Here is a 19,450-nt window from a genome sequence, read left to right on the forward strand (position 1 = left end):
GGTAGGGTCCCGGAGATGCCTTGTGGGGAGGTGTGGTCGATGCTTGCTGGGCTGGAGGTGCCGCCCGCCGTCGAAGCGGAGCGGGTGATCACCGCCGTACTCGCCGACCTGCGCTCCGGCACCCACCGCGGCGTAGTGGTCGACTCCCCACCCGGCGCCGGCAAGTCCACCCTCGTCGTCCGCGCCGCAGTCGAGCTGGCCGCCGCCGGCGAGCCGCTGATCGTCATCGCGCAGACCAACGAGCAGGTCGACGACCTCATCGACCGTCTCGCCCGCAAGGCCCCCGAGCTGCGTATCGGCCGGCTCTCCGCCGCCGACTACCGGCCGTCGGAACGGGTGAAGGAGCACGAAACGGTCAAGGTCGCCGCCAAGGTCGCCGACCTCGGCGGGCCGGCCGTCATCATCGGTACGGCCGCGAAGTGGGCCACGGTCACCGAGGGTTCCTGGCCGTGGGCGATCGTCGACGAGGCGTACCAGATGCGCTCGGACGCCCTGCTGCGCGTGGCCGGCCGGTTCGAGCGGGCCCTGTTCGTGGGCGACCCCGGCCAGCTCGACCCGTTCTCCACCGTCGAGACCGCGCGCTGGACCGGCCTGACCTGGGACCCCATGCAGTCGGCGGTGGCGGTGCTGCTGCGGCACAACCCCGAGCTGCCCGTCCACCGGCTGCCGGTGTCCTGGCGGCTGCCCACCTCGGCGGCGCCGGTGGTCGCGGCGGCGTTCTACCCGTTCACCGGCTTCCGCGCCGGCACGGGCGCGGGCGACCGGGCGCTGTCGTTCACTGAGCCCGGACCGGGGGACGCGCTCGACGCGGCCGTCGAGTTGGCCGCCACCACCGGGTGGGCGCTGCACGAACTGCCGGCCCGGCACACCCTGCGCACCGACGCGGAGGCGGCGTCGGCGTGCGCCGCGTTGGCACTACGGGTGTTGCGGCGGGGAGCGGTCGCCGTCTCCGAGCACGCGCCGGCCGGCGCGCCGGTCACCGCCGACCGGATCGCCGTCGGGGCCGCGCACCGCGACCAGGTCGCGGCCATCCGCGCGCACCTCGGCGAGGCCGGGGCGGGCGTCACCGTCGACACCGCCAACCGGCTCCAGGGCCGCGAGTACGACGTGACGATCGTCCTGCACCCGCTCTCCGGGCGGCGGGACGCCACCGCCTTCCACCTGGAGTCGGGGCGGCTCTGCGTGCTGGCGTCCCGGCACCGGCACGCCTGCATCGTGGTCGCGCGGGCGGGCATCGGCGAGCTGCTGGACGCCCACCCCTCGACCGAGTCGGTGCACCTCGACGTGCCCGTCAAGTTTCCCGACGGCTGGTTGGCGAACCAGACCATGCTCACGCACCTGGGCGCGACGTAGCCGGGTCCAGCGCCCCGGCCCGTTCCTGGACCTCCTCGGTCCGGACGGGTGACACCGGCACCGCCGCCGCCGACGGGACGGCGAGCTACATATCGTACGGAAATGACGTCCGGGCACTCGTCTTCGCGGGCACGGGAGGGGGCTGTTCGCGTACCACCGACAAGGCGGCGGTGGACGGCCGTCGGCGCCGCCACGTTGCTCGCGCTGGTCGGCACGTCGGGGTCGACCCCGGTGGACGGCATCGGGCCGGCGCCCGCGCGGGGGTCGGCCGGCGCTGCGGCGTGGCTGGCCTTCCCCAGCGGGGTCTTCTCGGTCGACACGGCCGGCCGCACCGTCCGCTACCGGGCCTGCGACGGCGACACCGGCCGGATCGCCGACCCGGGGATGCGGGTCGCCGGCGGCACGGCGACCGGCCGGGTCACCGCCGCGGGCAGGACCTACACCTACCGGGTGCCGCTGGTCGGCCGCACCCGGGGCTTTGTCGAGGTGGTCCGCCCGCGTCAGCAACCCCACCGGCTGGTCGGCGAGGTGGTCACCGATCCGCAGCCGCCCACCGACCCCGCCGCCGGCCGCCGGCTGTCCCCGCTGACCGGGCAGCTCGCCCGGGTCGTGGCCGCCGCGACCGACAACCGGGCCGGCGTCACGGTGCGCGACCTCTCCGGCCGGTACGGCAACCAGCAGATCACGGTCAACGGCACGTTCCGGCCGAAGGCGGCCAGCGTGATCAAGCTGTGGATCCTGGTCGAGCTGCTGCGCCGGGTCGACTGCGGGCAGCTGTCGCTCGACCGGGAGGTGCGGGTCACCCGCGCCGACGTGGTCGGCGGCGCGGGCAAGCTGAAGTCCGAGCCGATGCCGCAGCTCGTGACCACTCACCGGCTGGCCGAATACATGATCGAGTACAGCGACAACACCGCCGCCAACGTGCTGATCGACCAGCTCGGCGGCTTCGCGCCCGTCAACGCCCTGATCGACTCGATGAACCAGCGCGACACCGTCCTGGCCCACAAGCTCTTCGTCGGTGGCGCCGACCGGGACAAGGAGAACTACACCAGCCCGGACGACGTCATCTCGCTGCTCGGCGCGGTCTGGGACGCCCGGATCCTCACCGAGCGGTCCCGGGACCTGATGATCGGCTTCATGCGCAACCAGACCCGCAACTCCAAGATCCCCGCCGCCCTGCCGCCCGGTACCCCCCTCGCGCACAAGACCGGCGACGATACCGACGCTTCCCACGACGTCGGCTACTGCCTCACCCCGGGCGCGGAGACAGCCGTCGCGTTCCTCACCGCCGGCCCGTTCCGCAGCGGCAGCGAGACGGTTCGACAACTCGCCCGTACCGTCTCCGACCACGTCGCCCCAGGGTGCGGCCCGGGGTGAGACCGCCCGCGGGTGGACCTCGTGTGCTGCCGCATCGCCGGCTGGCTGGCCCTGCCCGCCTGCACGAAGACGTGGCGGTCCGATGCGTGAGGAGACCTGCGGCGTCCCCGCGAACTGTCGCCGAGGCTGCCGACCGTGGCCCCGCCTCGGTACCGTCCGGGGATGACCGAGATCACACATGAGGATCTGCTGACGGGCTTCACCGTTTCCCGCCCGTACACGATGGATGTTGTCGCGGACGCGCCCCGCGCCGCCGGCGTGCACGTGGTGGTCGCCGGGGACACGGTCATCTACGTGGGGCAGACCTCGAATCTGAAGGACCGGCTGCGCCAGCACCTGACCGGCAGCCGCGCTTCCTCCGTGCTGCACGACCAGGTCGGCCAACTGCTCGACCGGTCCGGGCCGGTGGCGTCGGCCGCCGACATCGCGAGCTGGCTCGGCCGGTGCATCGTCCGCTGGCGGGAGAGCGACCACCCGGAGGCCGACGAGGACGCCCTGGTGGTGGCCCTGAAGCCGCGTTTCAACCGGCAGGTCCCCCGGCAGCGCCCCACTCCCTGAACCGATCGTCGCGCTGAATCGTCTGCGACATCAGCTCCACAGCGACCGCACCACGCACCGCCGGCCGGCCGCGCACGTCGGGCCGGGTCGTGACCCCGGACCGTCGGTGGGGGTTGCTCTAATGAGCGGCCACGACGGACGGGGGAGACGGATGACCGAGGTGCGCATCGCGCGGTGGGACGAGGACGACCTGGACCTGTTGCGCCGCCTCAACGCGCCGGAGGTCCGGCACCACACCGGCGGCCCGGAGACCGACGAGCAGGTGCTCGCCCGGCACGAGCGGTACCTGCAGGGGCCCGGTCCCCGCAGCGGCTGGATGTTCACCGTGCTGCTGCCCGACGGGGTGAAGGTCGGCAGCGTCGGCTACTGGGAACGCGTCTGGCACGACGAGCCGGTCTACGAGATGGGCTGGGCGATCCTCCCCGAGCACCAGGGGCGGGGCCTGGCCACTGCCGCCGTACGCGCCGTGGTGGCCGAGGCGCGCGCCCACGGCCGCCACCGGTGGGCGCACGCGTACCCGTCGGTGGACCACCCGGCCTCGAACGCGGTCTGCCGCAAGGCCGGGTTCACCCTGCTCGGCGAGACCGAGTTCGAGTATCCGCCCGGGCACCTGATGCGCTCCAACGACTGGCGGCTCGACCTGACCGGGTAGGGCGGCGCGGCGGCCGCTCGGCCGCCGCGCCAATGGTGCCGGTCAGCGGGTACGGGCTCGCCGGCCGTGGATCGTCGGGGCGAGCCGGAGCAGGGCCAGGCCGGCGATGAGCAGGGTGGTGCCGGCGATCAGGGACCATCCGATGCTCACCCCGGTCACTGGCAGGGTGGCCGAGCATCCGGCGGCGGCGGCAGCGCATCCACGCTGGTACATAAAGGTGTGCCTTTCTCTCAGGAGTTGATCCACACGCGGTCGGTTCCGCGTACGGTCTGGGCCAGCGCCCGCCAGTAGGCGAACGAGCGGACCTGCTCGTAGCACCACTCGGGGAGCAGCGCGGCGGCGGTGAGCAGGGCCCACCAGCCCTGCCGGCGGACGGTGAGCACCCGTTCCAGGACGAAGACGCCGGTCACCGGCAACCAGCGGGGATCCCAGGGCAGGGTGCCGACCAGGAACCAGCCGGCGACCACGGCGGCCAGGTAGATCGGCACCAGCAGTGAACTGGTGTAGATGCCGAGCTGGCGCAGCCAGTTGCCGGCGTTCCACCAGCGGAAGCCGTACAGGCGCAGTGAGTCGAGCATGCCGCGCTGCCAGCGGACCCGCTGGGTGACGAGGGCCTGGACGCTGGGCATGGAGTCGGTGATCGCGTCGAACCCGGGCGCGACCCGGGGCCGGTAGCCCAGCGACCGAATCGCGAAGGTCATCTCGATGTCCTCGGTGGCCGGGTCCCGGTGGTAGAACTCCCGCGGGTAGCCGGGCAGCGCGCCGGAGGCGCGGGCGGCCAGGATCTGGCGTACCACGGGCACCCGGAACAGGGTGGCCACGCCGGAGAGCACCACCGCCGTGCCGCCCTTGCGCCACACCCAGCGGGAGAACCGGGCGTACTCGTTGCGCTGGAGGATGTCGAGCAGCCGGGGCTGGTGGTCCAGCCGGTAGTCGGCGCAGACCGCGCCGACGCCCCGGCGCTGCAGCGCGTGGACGGCGGCGGCGACGGCACCGGGGGCCAGGATGCTGTCCGCGTCGGTGACCAGCAGCATGTCCCGGTCGTGCAGGTGCGGCAGCAGCAGGTTGATCGACCAGTTCAGCGCGCCGGCCTTCTTGTGCGGGTTGGGGCCCGGCATGTCCCACACCTCGGCCCCGGCGGCCCGGGCGATCGCCGCGGTGTCGTCGGAGCAGTTGTTCGGCACCACGATCAACCGGTCGACCGGCCGGGTCTGCGCCAGCAGGGCGCGCACCGTGGCGGCGATGGTGCCCGCCTCGTTGTAGGCGGGCACCACCACGACGACCCGGGTCCGCCGGTAGGTGCTCACGCGGCCTCCGTCGCTGGGGTGGGCGGCATCGCTGTCGCAGGGTCCGTTCCTGTCCCGGACCACGCGGCGTCTCTGCACCGGTACGGCCGCCGAGGTCGGCATCGGCGTGACCATGTGCAGTATCAGTAACCCTGCTCAGGTCCTGCAGGGCTCGGCGTCCGCAGTGTTTCGGCTGACTGTCTGGTCAGTTGGACCAGCCGGTCAGTCCCATCAACGGGACAGGCGCTCGCGCCGGGCGGACGGCCGGCCGAGGGAGGACCGAACGGTGGAGCCGCCCCGACCTGCGGTGCTCGGGTCAGCCCGCCGTGGCCAGCCGTTCCCGCTGCGCGGCGGTCAGCTCCAGCTCCACCGCTTCGAGGCTCTCGTCGAGCTGGGCCACCGAGGATGCGCCGACCAGCGGGATCGACGGCGTCTCGCCGCCCATCAGCCAGGCCAGTACCACCTGGTTGACCGTCGCGCCCGTCTCGGCGGCCACCGCCCGCAGCGCGGCCAGCCGGCCGGGCGCGCTCGGCAGGTCGTACGCCGGGCCCAGCGGCTTGTCCGGCCGGGTGTAGCCGCCCCTCACCAGCGGCGAGTACGCGACCAGCGTCAGCGTCGGCTCCGCCCGCAGGTAGCTGGCCAGGTCACCGCCGACCGAGCCGGGGTCGCCGTCCGGGTCCAGCTCACTGGGCAGGTCGGTGCGCCGCTGGAGGTAGGTGTGGTGGTACTGGAGCACGTCGTACCCGGGCAGGCCGGCGGCGGCGGCCAGCGCGCGGGCCCGCTCCACCCGCCACGCCCGGTGGTTGCTCGCCCCCAGCAGTCCCACGGTGCCCTCGGCGACCAGCTCGCCGAAGGCCGCCACCGTCTCCTCCAGCGGCACCGTGCGGTCCTCGATGTGCGCGTACAGCAGGTCCAGCGTCGCCATGCCGAGCCGTTCCCGGCTGCGCTCCGCCGACTCCCGGATCACCTTGGCCGACAGCCCCTCGGCGTTGTCGGTGTAGCTGGTGCCGGGGGCGAGCGGACGCGCCCCCAGCTTGGTGGCGACGACGATCTCGTCCCCGACGCCCCGGCTGCGCCGCCAGCGGCCGAGCAGTTCCTCGCTCTCGCCGCCCTGCCCGCCGGTCATCCAGAACGCGTAGTTGTCCGAGGTGTCGACGAAGGTGCCACCGGCCTCGACGTACCGGTCGAGGATGGCGTACGAGGTGGCCTCGTCGGTGGCGGTGCCGAAGAGCATCGCGCCGAGGCTGAGCACGCTCACCTCGCGCCGGGTCCGCGGGTCCGTGCCGATCGTGCGGTACCGCATGAGGTCTCCCATTCGACGTGGAGCCTCCACCCTGGACGTTCGAGCGCGCTCGAAGTCAAGGGCTCACCAGGGCAGCACCCCGTACGAGTCGTCGGCGGCGAGGTGCCCCCAGAGCTGGCCGCTCGGCCCGTCCGCCGGCAGCGTCGCCAGGTGCACGCTCACCTCCGCGCCCTGCTCCGGAGTGCGGTAGCCGGAGGAACCGTTGAGGTCGGTCGCGCAGTAGCCCGGGTTCGCGGCGTTGACCAGGATCGGGGTGTCCCGCAGTTCCTTGGCGTACATGGCGGTGACCATGTTCAGCGCCGTCTTCGACGACGGGTAGGGCACCGAGGTCACCGGCCACAGGAAGCTCTCCGGGCCGGTCATCGCGGTGATCGAGCCGACCTCGCTGGAGACGTTGACGATCCGCGCGGCGGCGGCGACCGACGCCGGGTCGGTCACCTCCAGCGGCACCGGGTGGGCGTCAGCGCCGCCGGCGCGCAGCGCCGCCACCGCCTCCCGGCCGCGCCCGGCGTCCCGCGCGCCGACCAGCACTGTCATCCCGCGAGCGGCGAGCTCCCGTGCCGTGGCGTACCCGATTCCCTTGTTGGCCCCGGTGATCAGGGCGATGTTCGTCGTGGTCATGGCGTCGAGCCTGCCGGCGGGCCGCGCCGGCCGGGAGAGACCGGCCGGGACTGGGACCGGCGGTACCACCCTCGGCGTCCGCGCGTGCGGCAGGCTGGGGGCATGACCGCACCCGGGTTGCGCCGCGACGAACTGGCCACCTTCCTGCGCGCCCGTCGGGCCCGGTTGCGCCCCGCCGACGTCGGCCTCCCCGACGGGGTACGCCGCCGCATGCCGGGCCTGCGCCGCCAGGAGGTCGCCCAGCTCGCCGGGCTGTCCGTCGACTACTACGTGCGGCTGGAGCAGGGCCGGGGGCCGCACCCGTCCCGGCAGGTGCTCGCCGCAGTGGCCCGGGCCCTGGTGCTCACCCGCGACGAGCGGGAGTACCTGTTCCGGGTGGCCGGCCACAGCCCGCCGCCGGTGCCCGGGCCGAGCCGGGAGATCACCCCCGGGCTGCGCCACCTGATCGACGCGATGACCGAGACCCCGGCGTACGTGGTGGACGCCAAGTACGACGTGCTGGCCGTGAACCGGCTGGCCGCGTACTTCGTCGGGGACCTGTCGTCGGGGGAGCGCAACATGATCCGCTGGATGTTCCGCCAGCCCGCCCCGCGTCCGGACGACCCGGAGACGCTGCGCTTCGTGCGTGACTCGGTGGCGGACCTGCGCGCCGCCTACGGCCGCTATCCCGGCGACCGGGGGCTGGCCGAGCTGGTCACCGAGCTGCTCGGCGTCTCGCCCCGGTTCGCCGCGCTCTGGGCCGAGCACGACGTCGCCGAGCGTCGTCCGGTGGTGAAGCGGGTGACGCACGCCGAGCTGGGGCCGCTGGAGTTCGAGTGCCGGGTGCTGCTGGTCCCGGAGACCGACCAGCGACTGATCGTCTACACCGCCGCGCCCGGCTCGCCCACCCGGGAGGTGTTCCGCCGGCTCGCCGACCGGGTGGACAGCTGACGATTCAGTTGACCCCGGTCGGTCGACGCTCCGCCGCGTGGGCGGCGGCCGTCGTGGCGACGGTACGCGCCGGCACGGTGGGCGCGTCCCGGCCGGTGCCCCGCCGCCCGTCGCCGCCCTTGTCGGTGCTCTGCTCGTGGTAGTCCTGCTCGACGTTGACCGTCCAGACGTCGTGGCCGGCGCCGTGCACGATGTTCTCGGCGGTCAGCATGGCGGTCAGCATGGAATGGTCCTGGTTGTTGTAGCGGTGCATCCCGTTGCGCCCGACGGGGTGCACGTTGGGCAGCTCCCGCGCCAGCCACGCCCGGATGGTGTCGACGTTGTGCTGGTAGCGGTCGTCGTACACCGGGTAGGCCTTCGGCATCCGCACCACGTACCCGCTCTCCACCGCGCCGGGCCGCACCAGGCCGAGCTGCTCCAGCTCGGCGGTGGCCCGCGCGACGAGGTCGGCGTCGGAGGTCCGCCAGGTCTCGTCGTCCTCGAACACGAAGTACTCCAGCCCCAGGCAGGTGCGGCCGTCCTTGACCAGGTACGGCGACCAGGAGCCGAAGTTCTGGATCCGGCCCACGTTCACCGCCGGGTCGTGTACGTAGATCCAGTTGTCCGGGAAGGAGAACTCCTCCGGCACCACCAGCGCCACGGTCAGGAAGTCCCGGTAGCGCAGGTCGGCGGCGCATTCGAGCACCTCGGGTGGGGCGGCCGGGCGCACCGCCGCCACCAGTTCGGAGATCGGCATGGACGAGATGACGTGGTCGACGGGGAGTCGGCGTTCCCCGTCCGGCCCGTCGACGGTGACCGCCACCGCCCGCCTGCCCTCGTGGTGCACGGTCTTCACCCAGGTGCCGGTGCTGACCTCGCCGCCGCGCTTGCGGATCTCCTCGGTGCAGCGCTCCCACATCATGCCGGGGCCGAACTTCGGGTACTGGAACTCCTCGATCAGGCTGGTCACGTCCTTGCGGTTGCGGCGGGGCAGCAGCGCGTTGAGCACCGCGCGGGCCAGCGACAGGTTCTTGATCCGCTGGGCGGCCCAGTCGGCCTGCAACTGGTCGGCCGGCATCCCCCAGACCTTCTCGGTGTACGTCTTGAAGAAGATCGAGTAGAGCCGCCAGCCGAAGCGCGCCGACACCCAGCCCTCGAAGTGCGACTGGTCCTTCGGCGGGCGCAGCCGCGCCCGCGCGTACGAGCCCATGCAGCGCGCCGCCTCCCGGACGCCGAGGTTGCGCAGGGCGTTGCCGGCGTTGAGCGGGTAGTCGTAGAGCGCGCCCCGGTAGAAGATGCGGCTCATCCGGGGCCGGAGCAGGAACTCCTCGTCGGGCAGGATCTCGTGCCAGAACTCCTCGACCCGGCCCACCTTGGTGAAGAACCGGTGCCCGCCGATGTCGAAGCGCCAGCCGTCCCGCTCGACGGTACGGCTGATCCCGCCGACCACCTCGTCGGCCTCGAACACCCGTACCGACGCGCCGTGCCTGAGCAACTCGTACGCGGCGGTCAGCCCCGCCGGGCCCGCGCCGATGACCACCGTGCCGTGACGCTCGTCCATCCTCACGCCGCTCCCTGCCCTCGGGTCCTGTCGGACAGGCGCGGTTACCCGTTCTCTGCGTTGTCTCACATCGGCCGGCCTGGAAGTCCCGATCATGCCGCTCGGCGCCGGGCGGTGGGGGGCGCGGAGGTGTCAGCCGGCGTAGGCGGGGGATGCCCGGCCGGCAGGTTCGCGGCCGCCGTGGGTGGGTCGCGGGTCGGACCGACTCCGTGAGGAAGCGCCAGATGACCGACGGGCCGCGGGACACCGCAGCGGACGGCCGCGCGCCCGCGACCCGACTCCCGGAGGGCTGGGACCGCCTGCTCGGCCACGCCGGCGACCTCGTCGTCCGGGTGCCCGAGCGCTGGCGGTACGTGCTCGCCGTGTTCGTCGGCGCGAAGGTCGTCCTCGCCCTGGTCGGGGTGATCGCCCTGACCGCCTGGGAGGGGGCGCCCGCCGCGCCCCCGGCAAACGAGATCAACACGCGCCTCGACCAGGCGGAGATCTCGCCGCACCGCTGGATATCGATGTGGTTCGCCTGGGACGCGCTGATCTACGACGGCCTGAGCCGGCAGCCGCTCACCGGCGAGTGGCAGGGGGGCTTCGGGTTTCCCCTGCTCTACCCGTTCCTGGCCCGGGTGGTGGCGATCCCGCTGGGCGGCGACACCGCCATGGCGCTGCTGCTGATCAGCAACGTCGCGTTCCTGCTGCTGCTCTACTACGCCCTGCGGCTGGGCGAGACGCTGCTCGGCGACGACGCCGCCGCCCGCCGGTTCACCCGCTACCTGGTGCTGCTACCGACCGCGTTCCTGTTCCAGGCGGCGCTGACCGAGTCGCTGTTCCTCTGCCTGGCGCTGGCCACCTTTTACTACGCCGAGCGGGGGCGGTGGATGACGGTGGGGGTGCTGGGCTACTTCCTCGGGCTCAGCCGCTCGGTGGGGTTCCTGGTGGCCGTCCCGCTGGCGCTGGTGCTGCTGCGCCAGCATCGCTACCGGCTCGACCCGCGCAGCCTCTGGACGTACGTCCGCACCGGCTGGCCGTTGTTGCTGATCCCGGCCGGCTGGTTCACCTTCATGGCGTTCTGCCGGTGGAAGGGCGGGGACTGGTTCGCCTACAAGCACGCCCAGGAGAAGGGCTGGGGCATCCGGGTGCAGAATCCGCTGCCGGTGATCGGGAACGGTCTCACCGGCGACAACCGGGACGCGGTACGGGTCTGGTTCGCCGTCGCCGTGCTGGTGATCGTGATCGCCGGCATCCGGCGGATCGGGCTGCCCTACCTCGTCTACACCCTGCTGATGGTGCTCGCGCCGCTGTCGATGGGGCCGCCGGTGTACAAGAGCCTGCTGCGCTACCTGATCGCCGCGTTCCCGGTCGGCCTGGTCCTGGCCCGGTGGGCCCGCAACGCCACGGCCGACGCCTGGCTGAGCGCCGCGCTGGGCCTGGTGCAGGGCGCGCTGTTCGTGGTGTGGCTGGCCTACTGGACGCACTTCATCATCTAGCCGCGGGAAGGGCCCCGACCGGGGCCCCTCGCCGGGCACCCGTCAGCTCGGCAGGTAGTCGAACTCGTCCGGGTTGGGGCCCTGCCGGCCGGCCTCGCCCCGGTCCAGCCCGCTGATCCGCTCCATCGCCGCGTCGTCGAGCGCGAAGTCGAAGATCTGGAAGTTCTCCGCGATCCGGCTCGGGGTGGTCGACTTGGGGAAGACGATGTCGCCGCGCTGTACGTGCCAGCGCAGCACCACCTGGGCGGGGGTACGGCCGACCTCGTCGGCGACGTCGACCACGGTCGGGTCGTCGAGCACCTTGCCCTGGGCGATCGGCGACCACGCCTGGGTGATGATGTTGTGCCGCCGGTCGTACGCGCGCACCTCTTCGTTGCCGAAGTACGGGTGTACCTCGATCTGGTTGACCGCGGGCACCACGTCCGCCTCGGCGGCGAGCCGCTCCAGGTGCGGCACCTGGAAGTTCGACACGCCGATCGAGGTGGCCCGGCCGTCGCGCTGGAACTCCTCCAGCACCTTCCAGGTGGAGACGAAGTCGCCGTCGTAGAGGGTGGGCAGCGGCCAGTGGATCAGGAACAGATCGATGTGGTCCATCTTCAGCGCGGACAGCGTCGACTCGAACGCCCGGCGGGCGTCCTCCGGCCGGTGGAACGCGTTGTTGAGCTTGCTGGTCACGAAGACCTCGGCACGGTCCAGGCCGGAGGTGCGGACCGCCTCGCCGACCTCGGCCTCGTTGCCGTACATCTCGGCGGTGTCGATGTGCCGGTAGCCGATCTCCAGCGCCCGGCTGACGGCCTCGACGGTGTCCTTCGGCTCGATCTGGAAGACCCCGAAGCCGAGCTGCGGGATCGTGTTGCCGTCGTTGAGGGGGATGTCGGGAATCGTGTTCGCCATCCGGCTCTCTCTCCCATCGTCAGGGGCACCCGGTCGGGCGCCGGAATCGCTTCCACGGGCGTCCGCCGCAGTGGTGCCACCCGGCTGTCCTACCCGGTCGGGCCGCTCCCTCACGCCGCCCGTCCGGTTGTTCTGCGACAACCCCACCACTGTTCAGTCGGACGTGGCGTCGAACAGCACCGGCCAGGGCCGGGCCGACGGCGTCACCGCGGCCGGCGGTGCGGGCTCGACCGTGGCCAGCACCTCGGCCGCGAACTGGCCGAACATCGGTGCCGCGGGGTGCGGCGCGCGGTCCGGCCAGGCCGCCGCGGTCCGCTTCACCAGCGGTCGCCCGGCCAGCGGACGCCAGGCGATCCGGGGCTCCCGGCGGGCCAGCGACTCCGGCTCCAGCGCCACCGCGCCGCCGGCCAGCAGCAGACCGAAGACGAACTCCGGATTACGGGCCGGCCGCACCCGGCCCGGCGTGAAGCCGTGCCGGCGGCAGACGTCCAGGACGTGGTCGTACCAGCCGGGAGCGGTGGACCGGGGCGCGGCGACCAGGTCCAGCCCGGCCAGGTCGGCCAGCGCCACCTCGCGGGGGCGGGCCAGCGGCGAGGCCCGGGGCAGCAGCACGCCCACCGGTGCGGTCACCGGCGGGCCGAAGCGCAACCCCGCCGGCTCCTCCGGATACTGCAGCAGCCCGGCGTCCAGCCGCCGCTCGGCGAGCATCCGCACCTGCTCGGCGCTGGTCAGCTCGTGCAGGTCGACGTCGAGCCCCGGCGCGGCGGCGGCCAGCCGGTCCAGCAGGGCGCGCAGGGTCACCGCCGGCGTCTCCGGCGGCACCCCGGCCCGGAACACGCCCAGCGCCCCGTCGCGGACCTGACGCATCAGGTGGCGTACCCGAAGCTCGCCGGCCAGCAGCTCCTCGGCCTCGCCGAGCAGCAACCGCCCGGCGGTGGTCAGCCGCACCTGCCGCCGGGACCGGTCGAACAGTTCCACCGCCAGCTCGCGTTCCAGGCGCTGGATCGACTGGCTCAGCGGCGGCTGCGCCATGCCCAGCGCCTGGGCCGCCCGGCCGAAGTGCAGCTCGCGGGCGACCACCACGAAGTGCCGCAGGTGGCGGAGCAGGTCCACGCCCGGACCCTACGGCAGCCACCGGTTACCGTGCCGGGGTGGCAGCGGAGCAGCGCGTCGAGGAGATCTTCGCCCGGGCCGGCATCACCGGCAGCCTGCACGTCGTACCGGTGGCCGGTCCGGCCGGGCGGGAGGTCGCCGTGCGGGCGGACGAGCAGACCCCGATCGCCTCCGTGTTCAAGATCCTGCTGGTGCTGGAGTTCGCCCGGCAGGTCGCCGCCGGGCAGCTCGACGCGAGCGAGCGGGTGCTGGTCCGGGCCGGCGACCGGCTCGGCGGGTGGGGGGTGGCCGGCTGCGCCGACGACGTCGAGGTGTCCCTGCGCGACCTGGCGTACTTCGCCATGTCGGTCAGCGACAACACCGCCGCCGACCTGCTGCTGCGCCGGGTCGGCGCGGACGTGCTGCCGATGCTCGCCGCCGAGCTGGACCTGCCGCGGACCCGGATCCTCGGTGGACCGAGACAGCTGGTGGAGCTGATGCTCGCCGACGTGGGCGCCCGCACCGAGGCGGACTTCGCCCGGATCTTCCCGACCCTGCCCGAGGAGCGGGTCCGGGCGATGCGGGTCTTCGACCCCGCGCACACCACGTCGAGCACCGCCCGGGAGATCACCCGGCTGCTCGGCCTGATCTGGCGGGACGAGGCGGGACCCCCCGCGGCCTGCGCCACCGTCCGGGAGCTGATGTCGCGGCAGCTCTTCTGGACCCGGCTGGCCTCCGGCTTCCCGGCGGGGGTACGCGTCGCCGCGAAGACCGGCACCCTGCCCGGGTTGCACCTGGAGGCCGGGTTGGCCGAGTACCCGGACGGCAGCCGGTACGCGATGGCCGTCTTCGCCCGCACCGACCGCCTCGCCACCCGCCGGATCGACGTCGACCTGGCCATGGGGGAGGCCGCCCGGACGGCGGTGGAGGCGGTGCGGGCGGCCTGACTTTTCGCGCACCGAGCCGGCACCTCGACGGCGGTGAGCTGGGCTCATATCGCTCCGGATATCGCCGACACCGGCCGTCGATCTTGGACGTGGCGGCGGGCGTGGTGGTGGGGTGGGAACCGACCGCGCACGCCGCAGACGGGGAGGATCCACCATGTCCGCACGCCCGCTCGACCGCCGCCGCTTCCTGCGCACCACCGCCGCCGGGGCCGCCGTGGTGACCGCCGGCGGACTCGCCACCGGGACGCCGGCGCAGGCCGCGCCGACCGCCGCCGCAGCCCGCGCCCGCCAGGGTGCGGTGAGCTTCCGCTGGTGGGGCACCTCCGGCTGGCGGATCGACATCGGCGACCGCACCGTCCTGGTCGACCCGTACCTGAGCCGCTACGACACCGGGCTGTTCCGCGGCGCCTTCGACCCGGCCACCCCGCTGGCCGTCGACACCGCCGTCGTCGACTCCCTTGTGGACCGGGCCACCACCGTGCTGGTCACCCACACCCACTGGGACCACTACAACGACGTGCCGCACATCGCGAAGAAGACCGGCGCCCGGGTCTTCGGCACGCTGACCGCGTACCACCTCGGGCTGGCGTACGGGCTGCCGGCGAGCCAGCTCAGCCCGGTCAAGGGCGGGGAGGTGCTCGACTTCGGCGACCACACCGTCGAGGTGGTCAGCTCCCTGCACAGCCGCAACGCCGGCTGGTCGATGGCCTTCCCCGGCGTACGGGTCAGCCAGCCCACCCGCCCCGCCACCATCGCCGACCTGCCGGAGGGGGACACGCTGGCGTACCAGGTGCGCGTCGACGGCGGCCCGGCGGTGTTCTTCATGGGTGCCAGCGACTTCGCCGAGCGCAACCTCACCGGGCTGGCCCCGGACGTGGCGATGGTGGCGTTGCAGTCCACCACCGCGACCGCCGACTACGTGCCCCGGCTGATGGCCGCCCTGGACCACCCGAGGGTCGTGGTCCCGGTGCACTGGGACAACTTCGAGACCCCGCTGGTCAACCCGCCGGTCGTCGGCCCCGCCGACCGGCGGCGCCTCGACGACCTGGTCGCCACCGTCCGCCGGGCCTCGCCCCGCACCCGGGTGCTGGTGCCGGAGTACGGGACGGCGTACCACTTCTGAGCGGGGACGCGGCGGGGCCGGGATCGCGAGGATCCCGGCCCCGCCGGCGTACGCCCGAATTACTTGGCGAGCGGCTGGCCCTGCTTGTCCTTGAAGGAGCCGACCAGGATCATGATGAAGTCGATCAGGGTCCAGATCCCGAGGCCACCGAAGGTGACCAGCTGGAGGACGCCGGTGCCGACCTTGCCGACGTAGAAGCGGTGCACGCCGAGGAAACCGACGAAGAAGCAGAGCAGGAGCGCGACGACCCAGGACTTCTGGGTGCCGACGGTAACGGGAGCGGTCACTGCGGTCCTTTCTCAGGTGAGATAGCCGCGGGAGCGTATCGAGGGGCACGGACCTGAGGCAAGATCGTAAATCCGCCGATCAGCCGGACGGCCGAGCAGGTCCGGACCGATCTGGCGGCCCCGGCCGCTCCGGTCAGGACGTGGTCAGGTCCCGCAGGGCCCGCACCGACTTCCAGTTGCGGGTCGTGGCCACCACCCCGAGCTGCTTCTCCAGGTAGGCGTTGGTGAACTTCGACCGGCCGTACCCGCCGTCGGGGAAGTGCAGGTGGACCTCCCGACCGGCCACGGTGAACTCGACGTTCTCGTGGCCGGGTACGGCCAGCGCCGCGGCCTTCGCCTTCGTCGGGGCGGTGGCGAGGAAGGCGACCAGCAACCGGGTCGGGTCGTCCTGCCGGCCGGCGTACGGGCTGCCGTCGACCACCGCCGCCAGCTCCGCGCCGCTGCGGACCAGCACCGGCACGGTCAACCCCAGCTCGCCGGCGAGCGCCCGCTCGATGCCCTTCGCCAGCCGGGCGGCGTCGGTGGAGGTGCTGCCGAACACCACGTTGCCCGACTGGAGGTAGGTCTTCACGTCGGCGTGCCCCAGGTCGGCGACCAAGCGGCGCAGGTCGGCCATGGCCAGCCGGGTGGTGCCGACGTTGACGCCGCGCAGCAGCCCCGCGTACCGGTTCATGCCGGCTCCCCGACGGTGCTCAGGTGCCGGTCGAAGAAGGCGACGATGCGGCGCCGGGCCTGGGTCGCCGACGGCTCGTGCGGCCCGCCGCCGACCCGGGCCACCACCTGCTGCAGCCGGGGCAGCTCGCCCGGCCGGTGGTGGTTGAGGAAGCCGTGCCGCGCCTGCGGGTAGACGGTGACCTCGTGCGGGACCTCATTGGTGGTCAGCGCCGACTCCAGTCTGGCCGGGGCCGACCGGAGGCTGACGTCCTTTCCACCGAAGCTGCCGATCACCGGGCACGCCTCGGCCAGCAGCCGTTCGGCGTCCTTCGGTACCTGCCCGTAGTTGATGCTGGCGGCGGCGAACCCGTGCCCGGGCGCGAGTTGCAGGGCGAAGCCGCCGCCCATGCAGAAACCGATGACCCCGATCCGGCCGGTGCAGTCCGGCCGCGCGGCGAGCCACGCGCGGGTCGCGTCCAGCTCGTCGAACGCGCGGCCGGTGCCGCTGAGCAGCGCGCGGATGGTCGCGCGCACGCAGCGGCCCCGCTTGTCCCACGAGTAGAGGTCGGGGGCCACGGCCAGGAAGCCCGCGCCCGCCAGCCAGTCCGCCTGACGGCGGACGTCCGGCGTCAGGCCGAAGGCGTCGTGGACGACGACCACGCCGGGCCGCGGCCGGTCACCCTGCGGTTCGCTCAGGTACGCGGGCAGCGTCCCCTGAGCGATCGGGATCTCCACGTCGGCCACGGAGCCTCCTCACCTGTCGACGTCCGGTACCGCCCAGCCTAGGCAGAGTCCTTGTTCACGGGAAGGCGCGCACCCAGCCCGGCGGGGACGGTGATCACGGCGGCGGGGGACTACCGTGCCAGGATGCGCGCCCTACGCCCGGTCGCCGGCCTGCTCCTCGCGGCCTCCGCCGTGGTGCTCTGGGCGGTCGGCATGACCGTCCTGCAACCGCTGACCGAGCCGGTCGGGCCGTGGCCGGAACGGTTGGCGGGCATCAACACCTACTGGGCGCGGGACGTCCGCTTCCTCGCCATTCTGCTGGTCGTCCTCGGGCTGGTGCTGGCCGGCGGGGGCGACCGCCGGTGGACCCACCCCGCGCTGGTGCTCGGCGCCGGGGCGGTGGTGGCGGACGTGCTGCTCGACCGGGCCGACGTCACCGGCGTTCCGGCGACCGTACTGCTGGTGGCCGGCGGTTGGGCGGCGGTCGGCCTGCTCGCCGCCTTCCTGGTCCGCCGGCACGGGCGATCCGGCCGGCCGGTCCACTGGCAGCGCCGTCGTGCCCTGGGCATGGCGGCGTCCGTCGCCGCGACGCTCGTCGTGGTGGCCGGCGCGCTGCGGTCGCCCACCGACCGGGAGCCCGAGCTCACGTCGGCCTGCCTCGCCGCCGCGGGGCTGTCGCTCGCCGCGTCGGTGGGCTGCGCACTGGCCGCCGCCTCCGCGCCCGGCCGGGAGCGCCGGTGGTGGGCGTTCGGCCTCGCGTTGGCCGGCGCGGCCGGCCTGGCCGTCGGCCGGCTGCTCCCACCCGGTCACCGGTGGTGGCCGGTCCTCGCCCTCGGGGTGGTCCTGCTGACCGGTACGACACTGGTGTCCTGGGACCGCCCGGGCGGCCGCCCGCTGTGGCGGCGGCACGCCATGGCCGCCGTCGCGATGCTCCTCGGCCTGCCGACCGTGGGCTGGCTGGCGCTGCTGGCCCAGGCCGCCCTGCCGGTGGGCGCCGTGCTCACCGACGGGGCGGGCAACATCGCCGTCGATGCTATGGACACCGACGTGCTCTTCTCGCTGGCCGGCCTGCTCACCGGCCTGGTGCTGGGGCTGCTGCTGGCCTGGCCCAACGCCCTCGGGCACCCGGCCGGGGGTCAGCCCCGGCCGGAGGCACCGCCCGGGCCGGAGGGGCCGCCGGGACCGGACGGGCCGCGCCGGGCCAGCGCCGAGCGGCGGTAGCCGTACAGGGCGTAGACCACCGCGCCGATCACGAACCAGACCGCGAACCGCAGCCAGGTCACCGGGGCCAGGAAGGTGATCAGCCAGACCGAGAAGAGCGCGCCGATCGCCGGCACCACCGGCATGCCCGGCAGCCGGAACGTGCGCGGCGCCTCCGGGCGGCGGTAGCGCAGCACGATCACCGCGATGCAGACCACCACGAAGGCCAGCAGGATGCCGATGTTGGTCAGCTCCGCCGCCTCCCGGATCGGCAGCAAGCCGGCGATCAGCGCGGAGCCCACCCCGACGATCCAGGTGACCCGGGTCGGCACCCGACGCACCGGGTGCACCTTGGCGAACCAGGCCGGCAGCAGTCCGTCCCGGCTCATCGAGAACCACACCCGGGTCACCCCGAGCATGAAGGTGAACATCACGGTGAGGATGCCGATGATCGCGCCGACGGCGATCACGCTGGCCAGGCCGGAGAGGCCCACCGAGGCGAACGCCGAGGAGAAGCCGCTCTCCGGGTCGATCTCCCGGTAGTTCTGCATGCCGGTGAGCACCAGCGTGGCCAGCACGTACAGCACCATCGAGATGAGCAGCGAGTAGATGATCGCCTTGGGCATGTGCCGGCGGGCGTCCCGGGACTCCTCGGCGGCGGTGCTCATCGCGTCGTACCCGAAGACGGCGAAGAAGACGGTGGCCGCGCCGGTGAACGCCCCGCTGAGGCCGAACGGGAAGAACGGCGAGTAGTTCGCCGTCTTCACGTGGAAGAAGCCGACCACGATGACCAGCAGCACCACGGCGACCTTCAGCCCCACCACGAACGTCTCGAAGCGGGCCGCCGTCTTGATGCCCAGGGTGAGCAGGTACGCGATGAGCAGGCAGAGCACCACGGCGAACAGGTCGACCACGTGCCCGTCGCCGGTGCCCGGCGCGCCGAGCATCCAGACCGGCAGGTCGAGGCCCAGCTCGCCGAGGAGGAAGCCGAAGTAGCCGGAGATGCCGATCGCGACCACCGCCACGATCGCCGTGTACTCCAGCAGCAGGTCCCAGCCGATGAACCAGCCCACCGCCTCGCCGAGCACCACGTAGCCGTAGGTGTAGGCCGAGCCGGCCTTCGGGATCATGCCGGCGAACTCCGCGTACGACAGCGCGGCCGCCGCGCTGGCCAGGCCGGCGACCAGGAACGACACCAGCACGGCCGGGCCGGCGGTCTCGCTGGCGACCGCGCCGGCCAGGGCGAAGATGCCGGCGCCGATGATGCCGCCGATGCCGATCGCGGTGAGCTGCCACAGCCCCAGCGAGCGGGACAGCTGCTCCGTCGTGTCGGCGATCTCCTCGACCGGCTTGCGGCGGAAGATGCCGGTGCCGTTGCCTGCGGAGGTCATCGTCGTCCCCTTCACCCTCAGTGTCGAGTCCCGCCGGGGGA

At 73.3% G+C, this 19,450-nt stretch carries 19 protein-coding genes; 9 read left to right on the forward strand and 10 right to left on the reverse strand.

The annotated features are described in order from the left end of the window. The first annotated feature begins 39 nt into the window (after nucleotides 1-39). The 4 genes from V6U89_RS00540 (at nucleotide 40) to V6U89_RS00555 (ending at nucleotide 3,940) form a co-directional block, all read left to right on the forward strand. Entirely contained in the window at nucleotides 40-1,353 is a 1,314-nt protein-coding gene (locus V6U89_RS00540) for an AAA family ATPase (RefSeq protein WP_334568577.1), read from the forward strand. A gap of 231 nt (nucleotides 1,354-1,584) precedes the next feature. Next, nucleotides 1,585-2,730, forward strand: a complete 1,146-nt coding sequence (locus tag V6U89_RS00545; protein WP_334568578.1) for a serine hydrolase — start codon at nucleotides 1,585-1,587, stop codon at nucleotides 2,728-2,730. A gap of 162 nt (nucleotides 2,731-2,892) precedes the next feature. Then, the gene (locus V6U89_RS00550; RefSeq protein WP_334568579.1) at nucleotides 2,893-3,288 is read left to right on the forward strand and encodes a GIY-YIG nuclease family protein; all 396 of its coding nucleotides are present in this window, start codon (nucleotides 2,893-2,895) and stop codon (nucleotides 3,286-3,288) included. 151 nt (nucleotides 3,289-3,439) lie between these two features. Further along, nucleotides 3,440-3,940, forward strand: a complete 501-nt coding sequence (locus V6U89_RS00555) for a GNAT family N-acetyltransferase (protein WP_334568580.1) — start codon at nucleotides 3,440-3,442, stop codon at nucleotides 3,938-3,940. A 230-nt stretch (nucleotides 3,941-4,170) separates the two neighbouring features. On the opposite strand, the gene V6U89_RS00560 is transcribed toward V6U89_RS00555, so the two are convergent. From V6U89_RS00560 to V6U89_RS00570, 3 genes are all read right to left on the reverse strand, one after another. Then, complete coding sequence (locus tag V6U89_RS00560) at nucleotides 4,171-5,247, reverse strand: glycosyltransferase family 2 protein (RefSeq protein ID WP_334568581.1); 1,077 nt, start codon at nucleotides 5,245-5,247, stop codon at nucleotides 4,171-4,173. Between the two features lie 295 nt (nucleotides 5,248-5,542). Further along, on the reverse strand, nucleotides 5,543-6,529 hold the full coding sequence (locus V6U89_RS00565; protein WP_334568582.1) for an aldo/keto reductase: 987 nt from the start codon (nucleotides 6,527-6,529) through the stop codon (nucleotides 5,543-5,545). Nucleotides 6,530-6,592: 63 nt separating this feature from the next. After that, on the reverse strand, nucleotides 6,593-7,150 hold the full coding sequence (locus V6U89_RS00570; protein WP_334568583.1) for an SDR family NAD(P)-dependent oxidoreductase: 558 nt from the start codon (nucleotides 7,148-7,150) through the stop codon (nucleotides 6,593-6,595). Nucleotides 7,151-7,252: 102 nt separating this feature from the next. Here V6U89_RS00570 and V6U89_RS00575 point away from each other — a divergent pair, with 102 nt between their 5' ends. After that, nucleotides 7,253-8,080, forward strand: coding sequence for a helix-turn-helix transcriptional regulator (locus V6U89_RS00575; protein ID WP_334568585.1), 828 nt, complete (start codon nucleotides 7,253-7,255; stop codon nucleotides 8,078-8,080). Nucleotides 8,081-8,084: 4 nt separating this feature from the next. Here V6U89_RS00575 and V6U89_RS00580 read toward each other — a convergent pair whose 3' ends face one another. Further along, a complete protein-coding gene (locus V6U89_RS00580) occupies nucleotides 8,085-9,620 on the reverse strand; it encodes an NAD(P)/FAD-dependent oxidoreductase (protein ID WP_334568586.1) in 1,536 nt (511 codons plus the stop codon). A 224-nt stretch (nucleotides 9,621-9,844) separates the two neighbouring features. Here V6U89_RS00580 and V6U89_RS00585 point away from each other — a divergent pair, with 224 nt between their 5' ends. Beyond that, entirely contained in the window at nucleotides 9,845-11,098 is a 1,254-nt protein-coding gene (locus V6U89_RS00585) for a hypothetical protein (protein WP_334568587.1), read from the forward strand. A gap of 42 nt (nucleotides 11,099-11,140) precedes the next feature. On the opposite strand, the gene V6U89_RS00590 is transcribed toward V6U89_RS00585, so the two are convergent. Both V6U89_RS00590 and V6U89_RS00595 read right to left on the reverse strand, forming a co-directional pair. After that, nucleotides 11,141-11,992, reverse strand: a complete 852-nt coding sequence (locus tag V6U89_RS00590) for an aldo/keto reductase (RefSeq protein WP_334568588.1) — start codon at nucleotides 11,990-11,992, stop codon at nucleotides 11,141-11,143. A 153-nt stretch (nucleotides 11,993-12,145) separates the two neighbouring features. Next, nucleotides 12,146-13,105, reverse strand: a complete 960-nt coding sequence (locus V6U89_RS00595; protein WP_334568589.1) for a LysR family transcriptional regulator — start codon at nucleotides 13,103-13,105, stop codon at nucleotides 12,146-12,148. A gap of 38 nt (nucleotides 13,106-13,143) precedes the next feature. On the opposite strand from V6U89_RS00595, the gene V6U89_RS00600 reads away from it, so the two are divergent. Both V6U89_RS00600 and V6U89_RS00605 read left to right on the forward strand, forming a co-directional pair. Then, nucleotides 13,144-14,031 (forward strand): serine hydrolase, encoded by an 888-nt coding sequence (locus V6U89_RS00600; RefSeq protein WP_334568591.1) that lies wholly within the window; start codon nucleotides 13,144-13,146, stop codon nucleotides 14,029-14,031. A gap of 154 nt (nucleotides 14,032-14,185) precedes the next feature. Continuing rightward, complete coding sequence (locus tag V6U89_RS00605; RefSeq protein WP_334568593.1) at nucleotides 14,186-15,154, forward strand: MBL fold metallo-hydrolase; 969 nt, start codon at nucleotides 14,186-14,188, stop codon at nucleotides 15,152-15,154. Nucleotides 15,155-15,213: 59 nt separating this feature from the next. Here the strand turns inward: V6U89_RS00605 and V6U89_RS00610 are convergent, their stop codons facing one another. The 3 genes from V6U89_RS00610 to V6U89_RS00620 all read right to left on the reverse strand — a co-directional run bounded on the left by V6U89_RS00610 (nucleotide 15,214) and on the right by V6U89_RS00620 (nucleotide 16,839). Beyond that, the gene (locus V6U89_RS00610; RefSeq protein WP_088963721.1) at nucleotides 15,214-15,441 is read right to left on the reverse strand and encodes a TM2 domain-containing protein; all 228 of its coding nucleotides are present in this window, start codon (nucleotides 15,439-15,441) and stop codon (nucleotides 15,214-15,216) included. Nucleotides 15,442-15,574: 133 nt separating this feature from the next. Then, on the reverse strand, nucleotides 15,575-16,114 hold the full coding sequence (locus tag V6U89_RS00615) for a DUF1697 domain-containing protein (protein ID WP_334568594.1): 540 nt from the start codon (nucleotides 16,112-16,114) through the stop codon (nucleotides 15,575-15,577). Next, nucleotides 16,111-16,839, reverse strand: a complete 729-nt coding sequence (locus V6U89_RS00620; protein ID WP_334568595.1) for a dienelactone hydrolase family protein — start codon at nucleotides 16,837-16,839, stop codon at nucleotides 16,111-16,113. The genes V6U89_RS00615 and V6U89_RS00620 overlap by 4 nt, the downstream gene beginning before the upstream one ends. Nucleotides 16,840-16,962: 123 nt before the next feature. On the opposite strand from V6U89_RS00620, the gene V6U89_RS00625 reads away from it, so the two are divergent. Further along, on the forward strand, nucleotides 16,963-18,039 hold the full coding sequence (locus tag V6U89_RS00625; RefSeq protein ID WP_334568596.1) for a hypothetical protein: 1,077 nt from the start codon (nucleotides 16,963-16,965) through the stop codon (nucleotides 18,037-18,039). On the opposite strand, the gene V6U89_RS00630 is transcribed toward V6U89_RS00625, so the two are convergent. Next, nucleotides 17,955-19,409, reverse strand: a complete 1,455-nt coding sequence (locus tag V6U89_RS00630) for an amino acid permease (protein ID WP_334568597.1) — start codon at nucleotides 19,407-19,409, stop codon at nucleotides 17,955-17,957. The two genes, V6U89_RS00625 and V6U89_RS00630, sit on opposite strands and share 85 nt — an antisense overlap. Nucleotides 19,410-19,450 lie beyond the last annotated feature (41 nt).

It is taken from the genome of Micromonospora sp. CPCC 206171, from assembly GCF_036906755.1.
Classification (GTDB): Bacteria; Actinomycetota; Actinomycetes; order Mycobacteriales; family Micromonosporaceae; genus Micromonospora; species Micromonospora purpureochromogenes.